Genomic DNA, 15,966 nt, shown 5'->3' with positions numbered 1-15,966 from the left:
CCCCGCTGCCGCCACACCGACCAATATAGGGCCACACGGCCCCCGGTGTCATCGCTGTGTCGGAACTTTGCGACACGGCCTAGTGTCCTGAGTCGTTAATTCGTTGGTAGATTAGGGCTATGGGTGATGGTCGTGGTCCGAAGTTGGCGGTGCTGGAGCTGACCCAGGCCGAGCAGGACGTGCTGCAGGCGTGGGCGCGGCGAGGCAAGACCGCGCAGGCGTTGGCGGTCCGCGCTCGGATCGTGCTGGCGTGCGCGCGAGGGCTGTCCAACAGCGAGGTGTCCAGGCAGCTGGGTGTGTCATTGCCGACGGTGGGTAAGTGGCGGGCCCGGTTCGTTACCGATCGGCTGGACGGCCTGGGTGACGAGCCGCGGCCGGGGGCGCCGCGCACCGTCACCGACGAGCAGGTTGAGGCGGTGATCGTGAAGACGCTTGAGGAAGTACCGTCCAATCAGGACAGTCATTGGTCGACTCGGTCGATGGCGAGGGCCACCGGCATGTCGCAAAGCGCGATCTCGCGGATCTGGCGGGCGTTCGGTCTCAAGCCCCACCTGGTTGACACCTGGAAGTTGTCGACTGATCCGCTGTTCATTGACAAGGTCCGCGACGTGGTCGGCTTGTACCTCGACCCGCCGGACAAGGCGGTCGTTCTCGCGGTGGACGAGAAATCGCAGATGCAGGCCCTCGATCGCACCGCGCCGATGCTGCCGATGATGCCCGGCGTACCGGGACGTCGCACGCACGACTACGTGCGCCACGGAACGACCAGCCTGTTCGCTGCTCTGGACATCGCTACCGGCAAGGTGATCGGCCAGCATCAGCGTCGGCACCGCCACCAGGAGTTCCTGCGCTTCCTCAAGACCATCGACAAGAACACGCCCAGTGATCTGGACCTGCACTTGATCTGTGACAACTACGCCACGCACAAGACCCCCGCGATCAAGGCCTGGCTGGCCGCGCATCCCCGCTTCCACCTGCACTTCACGCCGACTTCCGGGAGCTGGCTCAACCTGGTCGAACGCTGGTTCGCCGAGCTGACCAACCGCAAGCTGCGCCGCAGCACCCACCGCAGCGTCAAAGAACTCGAAGACGACGTCAACGCCTGGATCGCGGCGTGGAACGAAGACCCGAAACCCTTTGTGTGGACCAAAACCGCCGACGAGATCCTCGACAACCTCGCCAACTACTGCACTCGAATCAATAAAGCTTTCAATGACTCAGAACACTAGTAGTGCTTTGTTAGGTCTGGTGGTGTTTGTTGCGACGTAACGGTTTCACCGTTTGGTGGCAGGTGGGGCATGCGCCGGTCCAGGTCGCGAGCAGCTGTTGCAGCTCGTGGATGACCTTGTAGAGGGTCAGGCCGGCGCATCCGCTTTTGGGTCGAGTCGCAGCATGGTGATGAACAGGTGCGCGGCGGTGACGAGGGTGACGTGGCGGTGCCAGCCGGTCCAGGAACGGCCTTCGAAGTGGTCGAGGCCGAGGCCGGTCTTGAGTTCGCGGTAGTCGTGTTCGATCCGCCAGCGGATCTTCGCGTACCGGATCAGGTCGGTGGCGGGGGTGTCGGCGGGCTGGCTGGACAGCCAGTAGGTGACGGGTTCGGGTGCGGTGTCGGGCCATTCGGCGATCAGCCACCGTTCGGGCAGGCTGCCGTCGGGGTCGCGGGGGATGCGGTGCCCGGCCGGGCGGACGCGCAGGAAGACGAACTGTGAGCTGAGGGTGCCTTTGCTGCCTTCCCGCCAGGAGACGGCGACCGCCGTGTCGCGGCCGGCGGCGGTGATGTGCTCGGCGAGGCTGACCGCGTCGTCGGGATAGACGGGTGTCGTGGACGACGGTGGGCGGCCCAGCCCGGACCATGCCCGGGCGGCGGGGACCGCGTCGGCGGTGTGCGCCAGGGCGTCGCCTTTGACCTGCACGCTGTAGACGACGTTGCGTTCGTCCAGGGCCGTGCGGAACTGGCTGGTGTCACCGTAGCCGGCGTCTGAGGCCAGTAACGGCGGCCGGAGCCCTTGGGCGGCGAGCGCGTCGAGCATCTCAACCACCAGTGTCCACTTCGGACGGTGTCCCTCTGAATCGGGGATCGCGCACCGGCGTCGGCGCAGCCGCGCCGCCTCGGTCACCGCCTCGACGTCCACCGCGCCGGCGGCATCCCGGCCGGCCGGTGCCGGCGCGGCCGCTCGCGGCGCGTTCTTCAAGGTCTTGCGCTGCCTGGCTTTCGCCGCCCGGATCGCGGCCGGGGCCGCTTTCGCCTCGTCCCACGACTCCGGCAGGAACAACCGCCAGTCCAGGGGGCAGGACGCGGTGTCGGTGACCGCGTGGACACTCACGCCGATCTGGCAGTTGGCGACCTTGCCCAGGGTGCCGGAGTACTGCCGGGCGACACCGGGCGAGCCGGTGCCGTCCTTCGGGAAGCCGGTGTCGTCGACCACCCACGCCACCGGCTCCACCAGGTCCACCGCCCGGCGGGCCAGCCGGGCCCGCACCGCAGCCGTGTCCCAGGTCGACGTCGTCACGAACTGCTGCAACCCCTGATGATCCACCCCGAGCCGTTCCGCCATCGGCTGCATCGACTTACGCCGACCGTCCAACAACAGCCCACGCAGATACGTCACGCCCTTGGCCCGCTGATCCGACCGGGCCAGCGGCACGAACACGTCCGCCGCGAACACCTCAAGGCGTTGCCGCACAACCGAAAGCTCGTCAGGGGTCACCGGACCATGAAACTACCGATCCGGCTCGAGGATGCCCACGACACGCCGGACCTAACAAAGTACTACTAGTCGGTACTTGAGGCCGGCAGCGCGATCCGCTCGCCGGCCCACGGCTTCTCCTCCACGACGGGCATCCGCAGCGGCGACTGCATCGAGCCCTTCTCGCGCGCGATGATGTCCAGCCACTCCTGCGCCGTGCCCGACACCAGGAACGGCCCGATCGGCACCTCGATCGCGTCCTCGATCACCTGCACCGGCACCGATTCGCCGTTGATGGTGACGTCGCCGGGCGTGCCGTGCTTCGCCGCCTGCTCGATCGCCGCCGCGAAGTCCTCCATCTCGGTGGAGCCGGTCCAGGAGACCCCGGCGCCGCCCGCCCGGAACACGAGCGGGCCGGGCTTCCAGACCGAGCCGTAGAAGACCATCGTGAGCTTGTACCCGTCGCTGGTCGCGGCCGGCGCGCTCGGCAGCCGATCGAGCCACTGCGGCCGGAAGGACGCCAGCAGCCCGGTCATCGCCTCGGCCAGCAGCCGGCGCCGCTCAGCCAGGAACCGCGGGAACGCCGCGGCCGCGCGCAGGCCGGCGTCGAGCGGGATGTAGTGCGCGGTGAGCTCGGGCTCCTCGACGGTCGGGAAGTAGTCCACCGGCGAGCGGTCGCTGATCTTCAGGTTCGCCTTGCGGGAGATGAACGCGAGGTTGGCCAGGTCGTTGATCTCACCCTTGTCGTACCGCTCCAGCGTGGCCACGGGGTGCACGTGGTGGTACTGCACCTGGTGGTCGCCCTTCTCCCCCGGCATGATCTCGGTGGCGTACCACCAGTCCCGGGCGCCGTTACGCTGGGCCACGAGCAGGCTGAGGAAGAAGTACGGGCTCTCCTTGGACCGCCCCGCGAGCGACTCGGCGGTGATACTCGGCTGGGCCTGCAGCACGCCGAGGCCGCGCAGCAGCTCGCGGACCGGCTCGGCCTTGCGGGCGGCCTGGATGTCGCGGGTCAGGTTGGTGTCGGACGAGGTCGAGTAGCGGGCCCGGATCGTGGCGATCAGCAGCCAGTACATGATGGCGTTGGCGTTCTGGCTGCCCAGCGGCTTGTCGGGGTGCTCGCCGAGCAGCACGACCAGCGGGATGAGGGCGGTCAGCGACGGCAGCGGCTGCGACCTCGGCAGTTTCAAATTCGACTTGAGCAGCTGGACGAGGTGGCGCAGCCCGCGCTGGACGGTCGACCACGCCTGCTCCAGGTCCGCCTCGACGAACCGGCTCAGGTCGTTGACCGACCAGGAGGACATGCCGCCGCCGAAGAGCGCTCCGGCGAACGCGCGGGACAGGAACTCGACGTCGAGGTCGCCGTAGCCGACGCCGCGCCAGTGCGCCGCCTCCTTCTGGAACTTGTCCAGCACGCCCGGCCACTTCGCCGAGAGCGTCGACATCGCCAGGTCGGCGCGGCTGAGGTGGCGGCCGGCGCTGTTGACCCGGACGAAGATCTCCGACACCTCCTGGTAGCCGCACTCGCGCAGCGTCTCCACGTGGAAGGTCCGCTCGCCGAGCGTCTTGACCTTGATCAGGCGCCGCTCGATCTCGCGTTCATCCAGCCGGCAGCCCGCCGCCCGCAGCGCGTTGATGGTCGAGATCAGGCCCTGATCGTGCAGCAGCGCATGGACCTTGATCCAGTTCGGGTCGGCCTGCGTCGCGGCGCTCTGGTTCTGGAAGCGCTCCTTCTCGAGGTGGTAGACGATCTGGGCCTCCGGGTGGTCGTTGAAGACCCGGTGCAGGGACGTGAGCCGCTGCTGGCCGTCGAGCAGGTACACCGGCGGCTTGAACGGCAGGTCCGGCGTCTCGCCGACCGCCATCGCGCGCGTCGCCGGGGCCTCGTCGGACTGCCACAGCAGCAGCGAGCCGAACGGGAAGCCCTGGTAGAGCGAGTCGACGAGCTTGGCGACCTGGGTCGGGCGCCACACGTAGCTGCGCTGCAGCTCGGGAAGGCGGATCTCGGTGCGGGAGATCTGCCGCATGAGCTCGCTGACCTGGAGTACCGCCCGATCGATATGCATGTGGCGAATCCTTCACGCGGCGCGGCGGGCACGGTAGCGCCCGGACGCGCGCCGCGGAAGGGATGCTCCGGCGGCGATGTCGTACCGTCGGGTCTTGCATTCCGGTCACTCGTTGCGCGCGGTTTCCGGGCCCGTGATCCGCTTCAGCAGCGGCAGGGTCGAGGCGATCACGGCCAGGGCCAGCGCCAGGCCCGCCGCCGTCATCGCGTAGTACGGCCAGCCCGGCGGGCTCAGGGTGTACCGCATCTGCGCCTTGAGGAACAGCTGCGCCGCGGCGAAGCCCGTCAGGGCGGCCAGGACCGCGACCGCCAGCAGCGGCACGGCGCTCTCCAGGGCGACGACCCCGCGCAGCGCGCGCAGCGGAACGCCGGTCAGCCGCAGCAGGCTGAACGGGCGGCGGCGGTCGCTGAGGCCGGCCGCGACGCTCACCGCCAGGCTGCAGCCCGCGATCGGCAGGGTGAACAGCATGACGACGTCGGCCAGCTGCTGGAACTGGCGCAGCTGGTTGCGGGAGCTGGTGCTGAAGTCCACGTCGGTGCCGGGCGGGACGCGCTCGTCGGGGAAGGCCAGCTCCAGGGCGGTGCGGGCGCGCTCGTGCGCGGCGGCCGTGCCGTCCAGGCCGAGGACGAGCTGGCCGATGGGGAGGGTGGCGAGGCCCTCGGGCGCGAGCGGGGAGGCGGGCCAGACCGTGGCGGCCCCGGTGCCGGTGCGGCCGCGGTCGTACCCGGTGAGGTTGCCCCAGATCTGGGCAACCTGCGCGCCCGGCGGGCACTGACCGTACTGCGGAATCCTGGCGAGCTCGGCACACGCCACGACTCCCGAGGGGTTGTCCGGGCCGTTGTCGGGGTTGTCGCGCACCGTGAGGGCGAAGGTGACTCCGGCCGTGTCGCGCAGCCGGGTCAGCACGTCGTCGGGGACGTGGCCGCCCGCCCGGTCGAAGGGTTGCCTCATGGTGACGGCCGACAGCGCCCCGTTGCGCACGCCGCGCTCGGCCACCAGCGTGCCGATCACGCCGGTGCCGACGCTGACCACGAACAGGCCCAGCACGACGCCGCTGATCGAGCGGAACGCGGCCTGCGGGTTGTCGGCGAGGCGGCGCGCCGCGACGAGGGTCGGCAGCCGGCGGGCGCGGCGGGCCAGCAGGCGGGCGCCGGCCATCGTGACCCAGGGCCCGGCGATCACGAGCCCGGCCATGACGAGCAGGAACCCGGGCAGGAAGGCGGCGACCTGGCCGTTGGACGTGTGTGGGGTACGGCCGATGAAGTATGCGAGCTCCGCCAGCCCCGCGAGCACCGGCACCAGCCGCCACGCCCGCGGCGGGCGCGGGGTGGTGCGGCGCACGACGCCGAGCGGGGAGATGCGCACCCGGCGCATCGCCAAGCGCGCGGCGACCACGGCCGCCAGCGGGACGCCGAGCGCGACGAGCGCCGCGGCGGGCCAGCCGGGCGACAGGTCGCCGGGGAAGAAGCGCTGGCCCGTGAAGGGGTACCGGGCCATCGCCGCCCGCAGCGCCGGGAACAGCGCGAAGCCGGCGGCGGTGCCGAGGATCGCCGCCGCGGCCGACTCGACGGCCGCCAGCGTCGCGACCTGCCGGGGCGTGGCCCCGACCAGCCGCATCGCGGCGAAGCGCTGCTCGCGCCGGGTGGCGCTGAGGCGGGTCGCGGTCGCGATGAAGATCAGCACGGGGAACAGCAGCCCGCCGGAGACGACCGACAGCACGAGGTCGAGCGCGGCGACCGGGATCGCCCGTGCCTCGGTCGAGATCGCGGCGGCCTTGCGCGCGCCCGGGATCGCGGCGACCTCGTCCGGGGTGCGCCCGACCACGGCGACGAGCGAATCGGGCGAGGGCAGCGCGGAGTCGGCGATGATGCCGGCCTCCCGCCCGGGGAAGCGGGCGCCGAGTTGGTCGGCCGGGTGCGCGGCGATGAGTGCGTGCAGGGCGGGCGAGACGTAGTACTCCCCCGGCCGCGGCAACCGCGGCATCCCTGGCAGGCCCGCGCCGGTCTGCTCCGATGTGTCCGGCACGCCGACGTCGATGCGGTCGATCGGGTCGCCGGCGAAGAAGTCGCTGCGCGACGCCCAGACGACCGGGGCGCCCTGCGCGGCCGGGTCCGGGGCCGCGCCGAGCCAGCCCCCGCGGCCGAACTGCGCGTCGAGCGCCCGTACGCCGGAGATGGTGGCCAGCAGCAGCCCGGTGCCGAGCGCGACGGCGGCGGCGATGACCGCGAAGCGGACCAGCGCCTCGCGCCCGCCGGCGACGGCGAGCCGCAGCCCGAACCGGATCATGATCGTCCCCGCTCGGCGGCCAGCGCGTGGACCCGGCCGTCGCGGACGATGACCTCGCGGTCGGCGTACATGGCGACGCGGGGCTCGTGGGTGACGAGCACGACGGTCGTGCCGCGCTCCCGCGCCACCGCCACCAGCAGGTCCATGACCTGCTCGCCGGTGAGCGAGTCGAGCGACCCGGTCGGCTCGTCGGCGAACAGCACCCGCGGGGCGTTGATCATCCCGCGGGCGAGCGCCACCCGCTGCGCCTGCCCGCCCGACAGCTCCCCGGAGCGCCGCCGCCCCATCCCGCCGAGCCCGAGCCGCTCCAGCCATTCGCGCGCCTGCTCGACCGCGGCGCCGCGCTTGGCCCCGCCGAGCAGCAGCGGCAGGGCGACGTTCTCCTCGACGGTCAGCTCCGGTACGAGCTGCCCGAACTGAAACACGAACCCGAAGCGCTCCCGCCGCAGTGCGCTGCGCTCGTGCTCGGAGAGCTTGTCGATGCGCCGCCCGTCGAAGCGGATCTCGCCGCCGTCCGGCACGAGGATCCCGGCGAGGCAGTGCAGCAGCGTGGTCTTGCCCGACCCGCTCGGCCCCATGACGGCGACGATCTCGCCAGGCCCGGCATCGAACACGGCACCCCGCAGCGCCGGCGTCTCCCCGAACGACAGGACCGTGTCCCGGGCCTCGATCAGCGGACTCATCGCTTCACCAGCCCGGCCAGGTGGTCGAGGCGCGCCACGGTGAGCTCGATCCACCGCAGGTCGGCCTCGAGGTGGAACAGCCCGTGATCGGCCAGCATCGCCTCGATGAGATCGTCGCCCTTACGGATCTCGTGCAGGTCCCGCATCCGGGCGAGGTGCGCGGCCCGCTGCATGTCGAGATACTCCCCGGCCGGCCGGTCCAGCATCAGCGACAGCACGACCTTGGAGAACAGCACGGTCTGCAGGTGCGGCTCCGGCTCGACGGGCTGGGTGAGCCAGGAGTCGACCTCGGTCGCCCCGAGCTCGGTGATGACGTAACGCTTGCGGTCCGGCCCCTCCCCCGCCTCGACCTCGCTGATGACGACCTTCCCGTCCCGGGCCAGCCGCCCCAGCGTCGAATACACCTGCCCGAACGGCAGCGGCCGCCCCCGTCCGAAGAACGCGTCGTAATCCCGCTTGAGCTCGTACCCATGACTGGGCTCCCGCTCCAGCAGCCCCAAGAGGGTGAGAGGAACACTCATGCGACCACCATACACCGCGGATATACACCGGGTATATACCCCGAGAGAATACGGCCCTGATCTCCTCGAACATCCTCACCGCCCCTTTCGCCCACCTCGCCCGCGGCCCGCACTTTGCGTCGATCTTGGATGGTGCGGCGTAAAGGTCTACGCCGTGGGCAGCAACGACGTTCGGCTACGACAGGAGGGGGAGCAACATGATCTCTGCGGCATTTCCGTACCAGAAGCACCGTCGGCGGGTTCTCGGTATCGAGATGGCGTACGTGGAGATTGGCGAGGGCGACCCCATCGTGCTGCTGCACGGCAATCCCACCTCGTCGTACCTCTGGCGCAACGTGTTGCCGCACCTGCAGCCCCGAGGCCGCTGCATCGCCCCCGACCTGATCGGCATGGGCGATTCTGACAAGCTGCCTGACAGCGGCCCCGGCTCGTATCGCTTCGTCGAGCACCGCCGCTACCTCGACGCCCTCCTCGAGGCTCTGGATGTGCACGAGCGGGTCACCCTCGTCGTCCATGACTGGGGCTCGGCCCTCGGCTTCGACTGGGCCAACCGCCACCGCGAGGCCGTGAAGGGTATCGCGTACATGGAGGCGATCGTGCGGCCGCAGGCCTGGGACCACTGGGACACGATGGGAAAGCGCGCACTGCTGCAGGCGCTGCGCTCCGATGCCGGCGAGGAGATGATCCTGCGAGACAACCTCTTCGTCGAGCAGGTGCTGCCGCAGGCCATCCTGCGCACCCTCTCCGACGAGGAAATGGCGCAGTATCGACGGCCGTTCGCCGAGCCCGGCGAGGGGCGACGGCCGACACTGACGTGGCCCCGGGAGATCCCCATCGAGGGCGAGCCCGCCGACGTGGCTGCGATCGCGGACGCCTACGCGGACTGGCTGGCGACGAGCGATGTACCCAAGCTGTTCCTGAAGGCCGAACCCGGTGCGATCCTCGCCAGCGACTGGTTGCTCGACGTCGTCCGCGGGTGGCCGGCGCAGGCCGAGGTGACGGTCGCGGGGCTCCATTTCGTCCAGGAAGATTCGCCGGACGAAATCGGACGGGCCATCGCCAGCTGGATGGGGGCATTGGCCACGCTGGCGTGAAGCCCACCCGCGGCGGCCGGGCCAAGCGCCGCCGGCGGGGCCCGACCAGGCAGGGAAAGGCTTCGCCCGCTGGAAGGTGCGCGCGCGACCTGGATCACCGGCTTCTGTAACCATCGCCGGCGTCACCGCGTCTGCGACGGGCGTCCATCTGTCGGCTGACCAGCTCGGGCGATGGAGGCTCAAGCCGCACAACGGAGTCCTCCACGGTTCCCGCGGATTTGAGAACCTCGCACCCGCACGCCGTCTTCCACTGCGCAGCGTCGCGCTCTGCACCCGACTTTTCTCCGGACAGGCGACAAATACGAAAAGTCCGGCACGGGCGGACGCCGAAGGCAGAACGATCGCGCTGGGCCGATGACAGCAGCGGCGGCGAGGGGAACAGGCAGAAGCGAACACGGGCTGGACGCGACACGCACGACGAGCGGGCAGGGTCGGCACCGGCCGCGCGGCGGGCGCCGGCGATCAGCGGCAGACCAGGCAGGCGGTGAAACGGCGAGCAGAGGCAGGCAGCGGCGAGGGGAACAGGCAGAAGCGACACGGGCCGGACGCGACACGGGCTGGACGCGACCCGCACGACGAGCGGGCAGGGTCGGCACCGGCCGCGCGGCCGGCGCCGGCGATCAGCGGCAGACCAGGCAGGCGATGAAACGGCGAGCAAAGGCAGGCGGAGCGGGTTCGCCACGCAACCGCATGGCGAGCGGGGCTGGCCAGCGCCGGCCCGGCGGGTGGCGGCAGGGCTGGTGGCGGCAGGGCGGACAGCGGTCGGACGGACGGCGGCAGGACGGGTAGCGGTTGGGCGGGTGGCGGCAGGGCGGGGCTTGGCTGGCGGGGCCTGGCTGGTGGGCTCGTTGCCGGCGGCGAAGTGCTTGGCCGGGCGTCAGCGGATGCGGGCTACCGCGGCGTAGCAGGCGACCTCTTCCGCCGACGGGCGGGGGTCCGGGACGTCGTCGGCGTGCCAGTACGCCACCGAGGTTATCCCCGGTTCTACCAGGTCGAACGCCGACAGCAGCTCCGCGAACCGGGTCCCGGTCCGGGCCTGGAAGCGGCCGTCCTGGTTGTTCGCGGTCAGCGCGGCGATCGCCTCGGCGGGCAGGAACTCCCAGGTGGCGTGGGAGGCGACCAGGTAGCTGCCGGGCGGCAGAGCGGCCGTGAGTGTGTCGATGATCTCCTGTGGGTGCTCGTCCTCGCGGATGAAGTGCAGGACCGCGACCAGCAGCAGGGCGATCGGCTCGGACATGTCCAGGGTCGTGGCCAGGTCCGGGTGGCTAAGGATCGCGCCGGGGTCGCGCAGGTCCCCGTCGATGTAGGCGTTCATCCCGCCGGGGGCGCTGGTCAGCAGGGCGCGGGCGTGGGTCAGCACGATGGGGTCGTTGTCGACGTAGACGACGCGGCTGGCGGGGTCGACGGACTGGGCGACCTCGTGGGTGTTGTTCGGCGCCGGGATGCCGGTGCCGATGTCGAGGAACTGACGGATGCCCTGCTCGGCGAGGTATCGCACGGCGCGGCTCATGAAGGCGCGGTTCTCCACGGCCATGAGCTTCACGCCCGGCATCGCGGCCGCTATCGCGTCGCCGGAGGCGCGGTCGGCCGCGAAATGGTCCTTGCCGCCCAGCCAGTAGTTGTATCGCCGGGCAGGGTGCGCAACCGTGGTGTCGATGCGCGCGAGGGCGTCGTCCGTCGTGTCCATCAGTGCACCATCGTAGCCATCGGCGACCGCGATTGGTCAACGTCACCTATGGGTACTGTCGGTGTCGTGAAAGTCGCGGTGGTGGCACACCGGAGGAAGGTGCTCGGCGGCGGGCTCGGCGAGCTGCGGCGCCGGCTGGAGCAGGCCGGGGCCGGCGAGGTCGACTGGCGTGAGGTGCCCAAGAGCAAGAAGGCGCCCAAGCAGGTTCGCAAGGCCGTCGAGGCGGGTGCGGACCTGCTGTTCGTGTGGGGCGGCGACGGCATGGTGCAGCGGTGCGTCGACACGGTGGCGGGGACCGGCGTGACCGTGGCGATCGTGCCGGCCGGGACCGCGAACCTGTTCGCGTCCGCGCTGCGGATTCCCCGGGACATCCGGGCGGCGGTGGAGATCGGGCTGCGGGGCGAGCGCGTGCGGTACGACCTCGGAAAAATCGACGGGGAGCACTTCGCGGTGATGGCCGGCGCCGGCTTCGACGCCGCGATGATCGAGGACGCCGACCGGCGGATGAAGAAGCGGTCCGGCCGGTTCGCGTATGTGCGCACGGCGCTGCGGCACGTGCGGGACGAGCCGGTGCACACGATCGTGCACCTCGACGACGAGCTGTGGTTCGAGGGACCCTCGACGTGCCTGCTGCTGGGCAACATCGGCACGATCTCGGGCGGGATCAAGGCGTTCGACGACGCGAGCCCGTTCGACGGGCGGCTGGAGGTGGGCGTGGCCACGGCGCGCGGGGCGCTGCAGTGGGCGCGCACGGTCGCGGCGATGGCGACGGGCCGCACGGACCGGTCGCGGTTCGTGCGGATGGGCAGCGCGCGACGGGTCTACGCCGAGTTCGCCGAGCCGGTGCTGCTGGAGCTCGACGGCGGGGCGAGAAAGCGCGTGAAGCGCCTGGAGGCCGAGGCGGTCCCCGCGGCGGTCACGGTGGCGGTGCCCCGAAGGTGAACAGGTGCCGTCCTTCCGGGAACGGCGCGGGTGCGACGGCGAGCTCGTGCACCCCGACCCCGATCGGCAGGCCGGCGGGCGCGTCGAAGGCGATCTCCCGGAACCCGGCGCCGGCGAAGCGGTCCCGGATGAGCCCCGTGGCGTCCGGGGCGCGGCGGTGCCGGGTCCAGATCACCCGCGCGCCGGCCGCGCAGAACCCGGGCAGCGCCGCGATCGTGGCGCGGATGTCCCCGTCGGGCACGTTGCCGAAGATTCCGCAGGCGAGCACCACCCCGGCGGGGACGGCCCCGGCGTACGCGCCGGCCTCCCCAGCATCCCCCTGGACCACGGTCAGCCCGGGCAGCCCGGCGAGGCGCTCGCGCGCGACGGCGACGTTGCGGGGGTCGAGTTCGACGAGCCGCCCGGTCACCTCGGCGCGGCGCGGATGGTCTCGCAGGGCTCCCTCGACGTCGCGCGCCTGCCCCGCGCACATGCTGATGAGCCGCACCGGCCCGGCGGGCCGGTCGCTGACGGCCCGGGCGAGGTGCCCGATGACGAGCCCGAGCCGGGTGTGCAGCGCCGACCCGGGCTCGTCGTACGCCTCGTGCCACCCCAGCCAGCCGCTCACCCGGCGACCCTACCGCGCGGGCCCGTGTGACGTGGGCCCGCCTCAGCGGCCGCGCGGGCCCCGGTCCGGTAGCCTGCAGGCATGGTGCTGAGGACCCCCCAGTCGGAGGCCGGCGCCGCCGGGCTCGCCGCGATCCTGGACCGTCCGCAGGAAGCAACGCTCGCGTTCGACTTCGACGGCGTGCTCTCGCCGATCGTCGCGGACCCGGGCCTCTCCCGACCCTACCCGGGCGTCGTCGCCGCGCTCGGCCGCCTCGCCGAGCTGGTCGGCTCGGTCTCGATCATCACCGGGCGCCCGGTCGCCGACGTGCTGCGCCTGGGCGATCTGGGCGAGCTGGCGGCGCTGGAGCGCTTCGCGATCTTCGGGCTGTACGGCATGCAGCGCTGGGACCGCTCGAGCCGCTCGGTCGTGTCGGAGCCGGTGCCAGCCGGGGTGGAGGCGGCCCGTGCGCAGCTGCCGGCCCTGCTGGACGAGGCCGGCTTCGCCGGGGTGTCGGTGGAGGACAAGGCGATGTCGGTGGCGGTGCACACCCGCCGCGCGGACGCCCCGCAGGAGGCGTTCACGGCGCTGCGCCCGCCGCTGACGGAGCTCGCCGAGCGGCACGGGCTGGCGCTGGAGCCGGGCCGGATGGTGCTGGAGCTGCGCCCGCCGGGCATCGACAAGGGCCACGCCCTGGCGGCGATCGTCACGGGGCGCGGGTCGCGTGCGGTGGCGTACTTCGGCGACGACCTCGGCGACCTGGCCGCCTTCGACGCCGTGGAGCGGCTGCGGGAGGCGGGCCTGGCGGGCCTGAAGGTGTGCAGCGGCTCGGACGAGGTGCCGCGCCTGGCCGAGCGCGCCGACCTGATCGTGGACGGCCCGCCGGGGGTGCTGGAGTTCGTCGAGGGCCTCAACGAGCAGCTGAAATGAACATGAGCCCCGGTCGTGGCGACCGGGGCTCACATTCAGTGGTGCGGGCAGGCGGCCAGCGCCATGGCGACATTTACCGGGTTCTTCGTTATCTCAAAACGATCCCTGTTTGACTCCGATGTGGGATCGGAGGGGCTACCGCCGGGCCTGGCTCAGTCCCGCATGTCCTCCATTCAACCGCCCGGAACCGCGGCGGTCAAAGCATTTACGCCGCGGCCGCGAAGAGCGAGGCGTAGACGAGGCGGTCCCCGTCGGTCACGTACTGCCCCGCGACCGAGCCACTGTCCACGGTGGACAGTCGCAGGCCGAGGTACCGCTCCTCCTCCACCGCCTCGCCCGGCGCCCACGCCGCCCCGGCCAGCCAGCCGCGCACCTCGTCGGCGACGCCGCGGCGGTGCTCGGCGAGCTCGGCGCGCAGCCCGTCGACGCTGGTCGCGCGCAGCGGCGCGGCCTCGTCGCCGGCGGGCTCGGGGCTGAACCAGGCGGCCGGGCCGTAGGCGAAGCAGACCAGGGCCGTCCAGACGTCGGCGAAGTACGCCGGGTCCGGCGCGATCTCGACGCCGGCCAGCGACCCGCCGACGAAGAACAGCGCGCCGAGCTGCCCGGGCAGCCGTTCCAGGCGGCTCTGGTACTGCGTGAGCCCGGCCCGCTGCCGCGTGAGCACCTGCTCCAGGTGCCCGCGGGCGGGCAGCCCGTAGCGGCGGTTGAACGCGGCGATGTCGCCCCACAGCTTGCTGTACTGCGCCCGGGTCCGCGCCCGCAGGGCCGCCGCCCGCAGCTCGACCGGCAGCACGAAGAACCACTGGTCGTCGCGGCCGGCGAGGTAGCCGCCCTGCGACTCCTGCACGCAGCACGCGTCGTCGAAGCGCAGCGTCTGCCCGGCGGCGATGAACGCCGAGCGGCACAGCGCGTGGTTCTGCGCCGCGTCCTGAATGTAGCCGACGTGCAGCGGCACGATGGCCACCCCGGAGGTCGCCGGGTTGACGATCTCGACCTGGCCGTAGGTGACGACCCGGCCGAGCTTGAGCCCGCTGCGCGGCGGGACGATGCCCGGGTAGGCGGGGCCGAACACGGGCACCACGGTGAGCGCCCCGGCCCGCTGCGGCGCGCCGAGCCGGTAGCCCGACACGTCGACCGCGCGCGGAAGCATGGCGAGCCCGGTCATCGCGGTACTCCCTCCAGTGCAGTCTCCAACATGGACAGTCGCCGCCGCAGCTCCGCGCCGACCCACCGCGCGGCCGCGTCACCGTCCACATGGGACAGCATCCACAGCACGAGCGCGGCGAGGTCGCCCGAGTGCCAGAACGTGCGCAGCGGCAGGCCCTCGGCGGCGCGGCGCAGCGTCAGGTCGTCGGCCTGGCCGAACGCGGCCTGGCAGAACACGACCGGCGCGGCCACCCCGGCCCCGGGCAGCGCGGCCGCCACCCGCCGCAGGTCGCCCGGGTACGTGTTCTCGTACCCGTCGGAGGCCACGGCGATGACGTCGGGCGCCGCCGCGGCCGCGTCGAGCACGCCGCCGGCGAGGTCCGTGGCGCCGCCCGGGCGCCCGTCGGCGTCGCCGCCGGCCTGGACCACGACGAGCCGCGCGCAGACCCGCTCCAGCACCAGCCGCAGCGCGGCGACCTGCGACATGACGGCCCACTCGCGGTTGCCGTAGCCGCGCATCGACGCGGACGCGTCGACGACGAGCGCGACCCGCCCGTCGTAGCGCGGCATGCCGTCGACGAGCGCGCGCACGTGAGCGTCGGCGGCCGCGAGCAGTTCGGCGCTCGGCCCGCCGCGGTAGAGGTGCACGAGCGCGGCGGCGAGGTCGCCGCGGTTGGTGGCGGTGACGGTGCCGGGCCGCTCCCCGGTCAGGTCGAGGTCGAGCGCGGCGCCGGGCAGCGCGGCCGGGGCGGCGCCGCGCGGCTCGTACAGCGCGGTCGCGCCGCCGGCCGCATGCCGCCCGCGGGCGGTCGCCTTGCCCAGCGCGTGCTCGAAGCAGTCGACGGCCAGGCCGCGCCGCGCGGCGACGATCGCGGCCGCCTGCGGGTGCTCGAACAGCACGGCGAGCGTGGCGCGGGTGACGTGCTTGTGGTTGGCGCGCCGGCGCCGGGCCGCGAGCAGCACGGTGAGGACGTCGGCGGGCGGCAGCCCGAGTGCGAGGACCCGGGTGACGCGCCGCAGCGTGTCACGCACGTCCGGGGCGACGCCGGCCCACGAGGCGGTGAGCAGGCGCAGCAGGACGCGGGCACGCTGGGCCGGGCGCACGCCGGGCACGAGCGCGCACAGCGCGTAGGCGCAGGGGTCGGCGCGGTGCGCCGCGACGTGCAGCTCCTCGTCGTCCCAGACGACGGCGCCGGCCCGCGGCACCCGCAGCACCCCGTCGTGGTGCTGGAGATGATGCACGAAGGTGTTCACGCCACGACGTTAGGACCCGAAAAACCCGTGGAACGAACGCTTTTCGATGTGCTGATCTAGAGAGATTGACTCCGGTCCGTCGTG

13 protein-coding genes are annotated in these 15,966 nt (G+C 72.2%); 4 read left to right on the top strand and 9 right to left on the bottom strand.

Annotated elements, in window-relative coordinates; all coding sequences use genetic code 11:
- Positions 1-119 precede the first annotated feature (119 nt).
- Positions 120-1,229, top strand: coding sequence for an IS630 family transposase (locus tag ACQPY0_RS20485; protein ID WP_432969948.1), 1,110 nt, complete (start codon positions 120-122; stop codon positions 1,227-1,229).
- Positions 1,230-1,355: 126 nt separating this feature from the next.
- Here ACQPY0_RS20485 and ACQPY0_RS20480 read toward each other — a convergent pair whose 3' ends face one another.
- From ACQPY0_RS20480 to ACQPY0_RS20460, 5 genes are all read right to left on the bottom strand, one after another.
- Complete coding sequence (locus ACQPY0_RS20480; RefSeq protein WP_432991170.1) at positions 1,356-2,708, bottom strand: IS701 family transposase; 1,353 nt, start codon at positions 2,706-2,708, stop codon at positions 1,356-1,358.
- A gap of 65 nt (positions 2,709-2,773) precedes the next feature.
- Positions 2,774-4,753: a GmrSD restriction endonuclease domain-containing protein gene (locus ACQPY0_RS20475; protein WP_432991168.1), complete on the bottom strand. Its 1,980-nt coding sequence runs from the start codon at positions 4,751-4,753 to the stop codon at positions 2,774-2,776.
- 105 nt (positions 4,754-4,858) lie between these two features.
- On the bottom strand, positions 4,859-7,039 hold the full coding sequence (locus ACQPY0_RS20470) for an FtsX-like permease family protein (RefSeq protein WP_432991165.1): 2,181 nt from the start codon (positions 7,037-7,039) through the stop codon (positions 4,859-4,861).
- Positions 7,036-7,722 (bottom strand): ABC transporter ATP-binding protein, encoded by a 687-nt coding sequence (locus ACQPY0_RS20465; protein ID WP_432991163.1) that lies wholly within the window; start codon positions 7,720-7,722, stop codon positions 7,036-7,038. The genes ACQPY0_RS20470 and ACQPY0_RS20465 overlap by 4 nt, the downstream gene beginning before the upstream one ends.
- Positions 7,719-8,243 carry a PadR family transcriptional regulator gene (locus ACQPY0_RS20460; RefSeq protein WP_432991161.1) on the bottom strand — a complete coding sequence of 175 codons (525 nt, stop codon included), beginning with the start codon at positions 8,241-8,243 and terminating at the stop codon, positions 7,719-7,721. The genes ACQPY0_RS20465 and ACQPY0_RS20460 overlap by 4 nt, the downstream gene beginning before the upstream one ends.
- Before the next feature lie 197 nt (positions 8,244-8,440).
- Between ACQPY0_RS20460 and ACQPY0_RS20455 the strand changes: the two genes are divergently transcribed.
- Positions 8,441-9,337 carry a haloalkane dehalogenase gene (locus tag ACQPY0_RS20455; protein ID WP_432991159.1) on the top strand — a complete coding sequence of 299 codons (897 nt, stop codon included), beginning with the start codon at positions 8,441-8,443 and terminating at the stop codon, positions 9,335-9,337.
- A gap of 877 nt (positions 9,338-10,214) precedes the next feature.
- Here the strand turns inward: ACQPY0_RS20455 and ACQPY0_RS20450 are convergent.
- Entirely contained in the window at positions 10,215-11,024 is an 810-nt protein-coding gene (locus ACQPY0_RS20450; RefSeq protein WP_432991157.1) for an SAM-dependent methyltransferase, read from the bottom strand.
- 66 nt (positions 11,025-11,090) lie between these two features.
- Here ACQPY0_RS20450 and ACQPY0_RS20445 point away from each other — a divergent pair, with 66 nt between their 5' ends.
- Positions 11,091-11,966: a diacylglycerol/lipid kinase family protein gene (locus ACQPY0_RS20445; RefSeq protein ID WP_432991154.1), complete on the top strand. Its 876-nt coding sequence runs from the start codon at positions 11,091-11,093 to the stop codon at positions 11,964-11,966.
- Here the strand turns inward: ACQPY0_RS20445 and ACQPY0_RS20440 are convergent.
- Entirely contained in the window at positions 11,941-12,573 is a 633-nt protein-coding gene (locus tag ACQPY0_RS20440; RefSeq protein ID WP_432991151.1) for an SAM-dependent methyltransferase, read from the bottom strand. The two genes, ACQPY0_RS20445 and ACQPY0_RS20440, sit on opposite strands and share 26 nt — an antisense overlap.
- An 81-nt stretch (positions 12,574-12,654) precedes the next feature.
- Between ACQPY0_RS20440 and otsB the strand changes: the two genes are divergently transcribed.
- Positions 12,655-13,482 (top strand): trehalose-phosphatase, encoded by an 828-nt coding sequence (gene otsB, locus ACQPY0_RS20435; protein ID WP_432991149.1) that lies wholly within the window; start codon positions 12,655-12,657, stop codon positions 13,480-13,482.
- 205 nt (positions 13,483-13,687) lie between these two features.
- Here otsB and ACQPY0_RS20430 read toward each other — a convergent pair whose 3' ends face one another.
- Together ACQPY0_RS20430 and ACQPY0_RS20425 are read right to left on the bottom strand one after the other, a co-directional pair.
- Positions 13,688-14,647, bottom strand: a complete 960-nt coding sequence (locus tag ACQPY0_RS20430; protein ID WP_432991147.1) for an ARPP-1 family domain-containing protein — start codon at positions 14,645-14,647, stop codon at positions 13,688-13,690.
- The gene (locus ACQPY0_RS20425) at positions 14,644-15,882 is read right to left on the bottom strand and encodes a hypothetical protein (protein WP_432991145.1); all 1,239 of its coding nucleotides are present in this window, start codon (positions 15,880-15,882) and stop codon (positions 14,644-14,646) included. Before ACQPY0_RS20425 ends, ACQPY0_RS20430 begins: the two co-directional genes overlap by 4 nt.
- Positions 15,883-15,966: the final 84 nt, after the last annotated feature.

Source organism: Dactylosporangium sp. CA-233914, from assembly GCF_050942935.1.
GTDB lineage: Bacteria > Actinomycetota > Actinomycetes > Mycobacteriales > Micromonosporaceae > Dactylosporangium.
The sequence above is the reverse complement of the archived record's forward strand: the minus strand, read 5'-3'. Positions and strand labels throughout refer to the sequence as shown.

Bases quoted from the DNA above. Each gene is read 5' to 3' on its own strand.
- ACQPY0_RS20455 (WP_432991159.1), top strand. From the start codon at position 8,441: ATGATCTCTGCGGCATTTCCGTACCAGAAGCACCGTCGGCGGGTTCTC.
- ACQPY0_RS20475 (WP_432991168.1), bottom strand. From the start codon at position 4,753: ATGCATATCGATCGGGCGGTACTCCAGGTCAGCGAGCTCATGCGGCAG.
- ACQPY0_RS20465 (WP_432991163.1), bottom strand. From the start codon at position 7,722: ATGAGTCCGCTGATCGAGGCCCGGGACACGGTCCTGTCGTTCGGGGAG.
- otsB (WP_432991149.1), top strand. From the start codon at position 12,655: ATGGTGCTGAGGACCCCCCAGTCGGAGGCCGGCGCCGCCGGGCTCGCC.
- ACQPY0_RS20460 (WP_432991161.1), bottom strand. From the start codon at position 8,243: ATGAGTGTTCCTCTCACCCTCTTGGGGCTGCTGGAGCGGGAGCCCAGT.
- ACQPY0_RS20485 (WP_432969948.1), top strand. From the start codon at position 120: ATGGGTGATGGTCGTGGTCCGAAGTTGGCGGTGCTGGAGCTGACCCAG.
- ACQPY0_RS20470 (WP_432991165.1), bottom strand. From the start codon at position 7,039: ATGATCCGGTTCGGGCTGCGGCTCGCCGTCGCCGGCGGGCGCGAGGCG.
- ACQPY0_RS20430 (WP_432991147.1), bottom strand. From the start codon at position 14,647: ATGACCGGGCTCGCCATGCTTCCGCGCGCGGTCGACGTGTCGGGCTAC.
- ACQPY0_RS20450 (WP_432991157.1), bottom strand. From the start codon at position 11,024: ATGGACACGACGGACGACGCCCTCGCGCGCATCGACACCACGGTTGCG.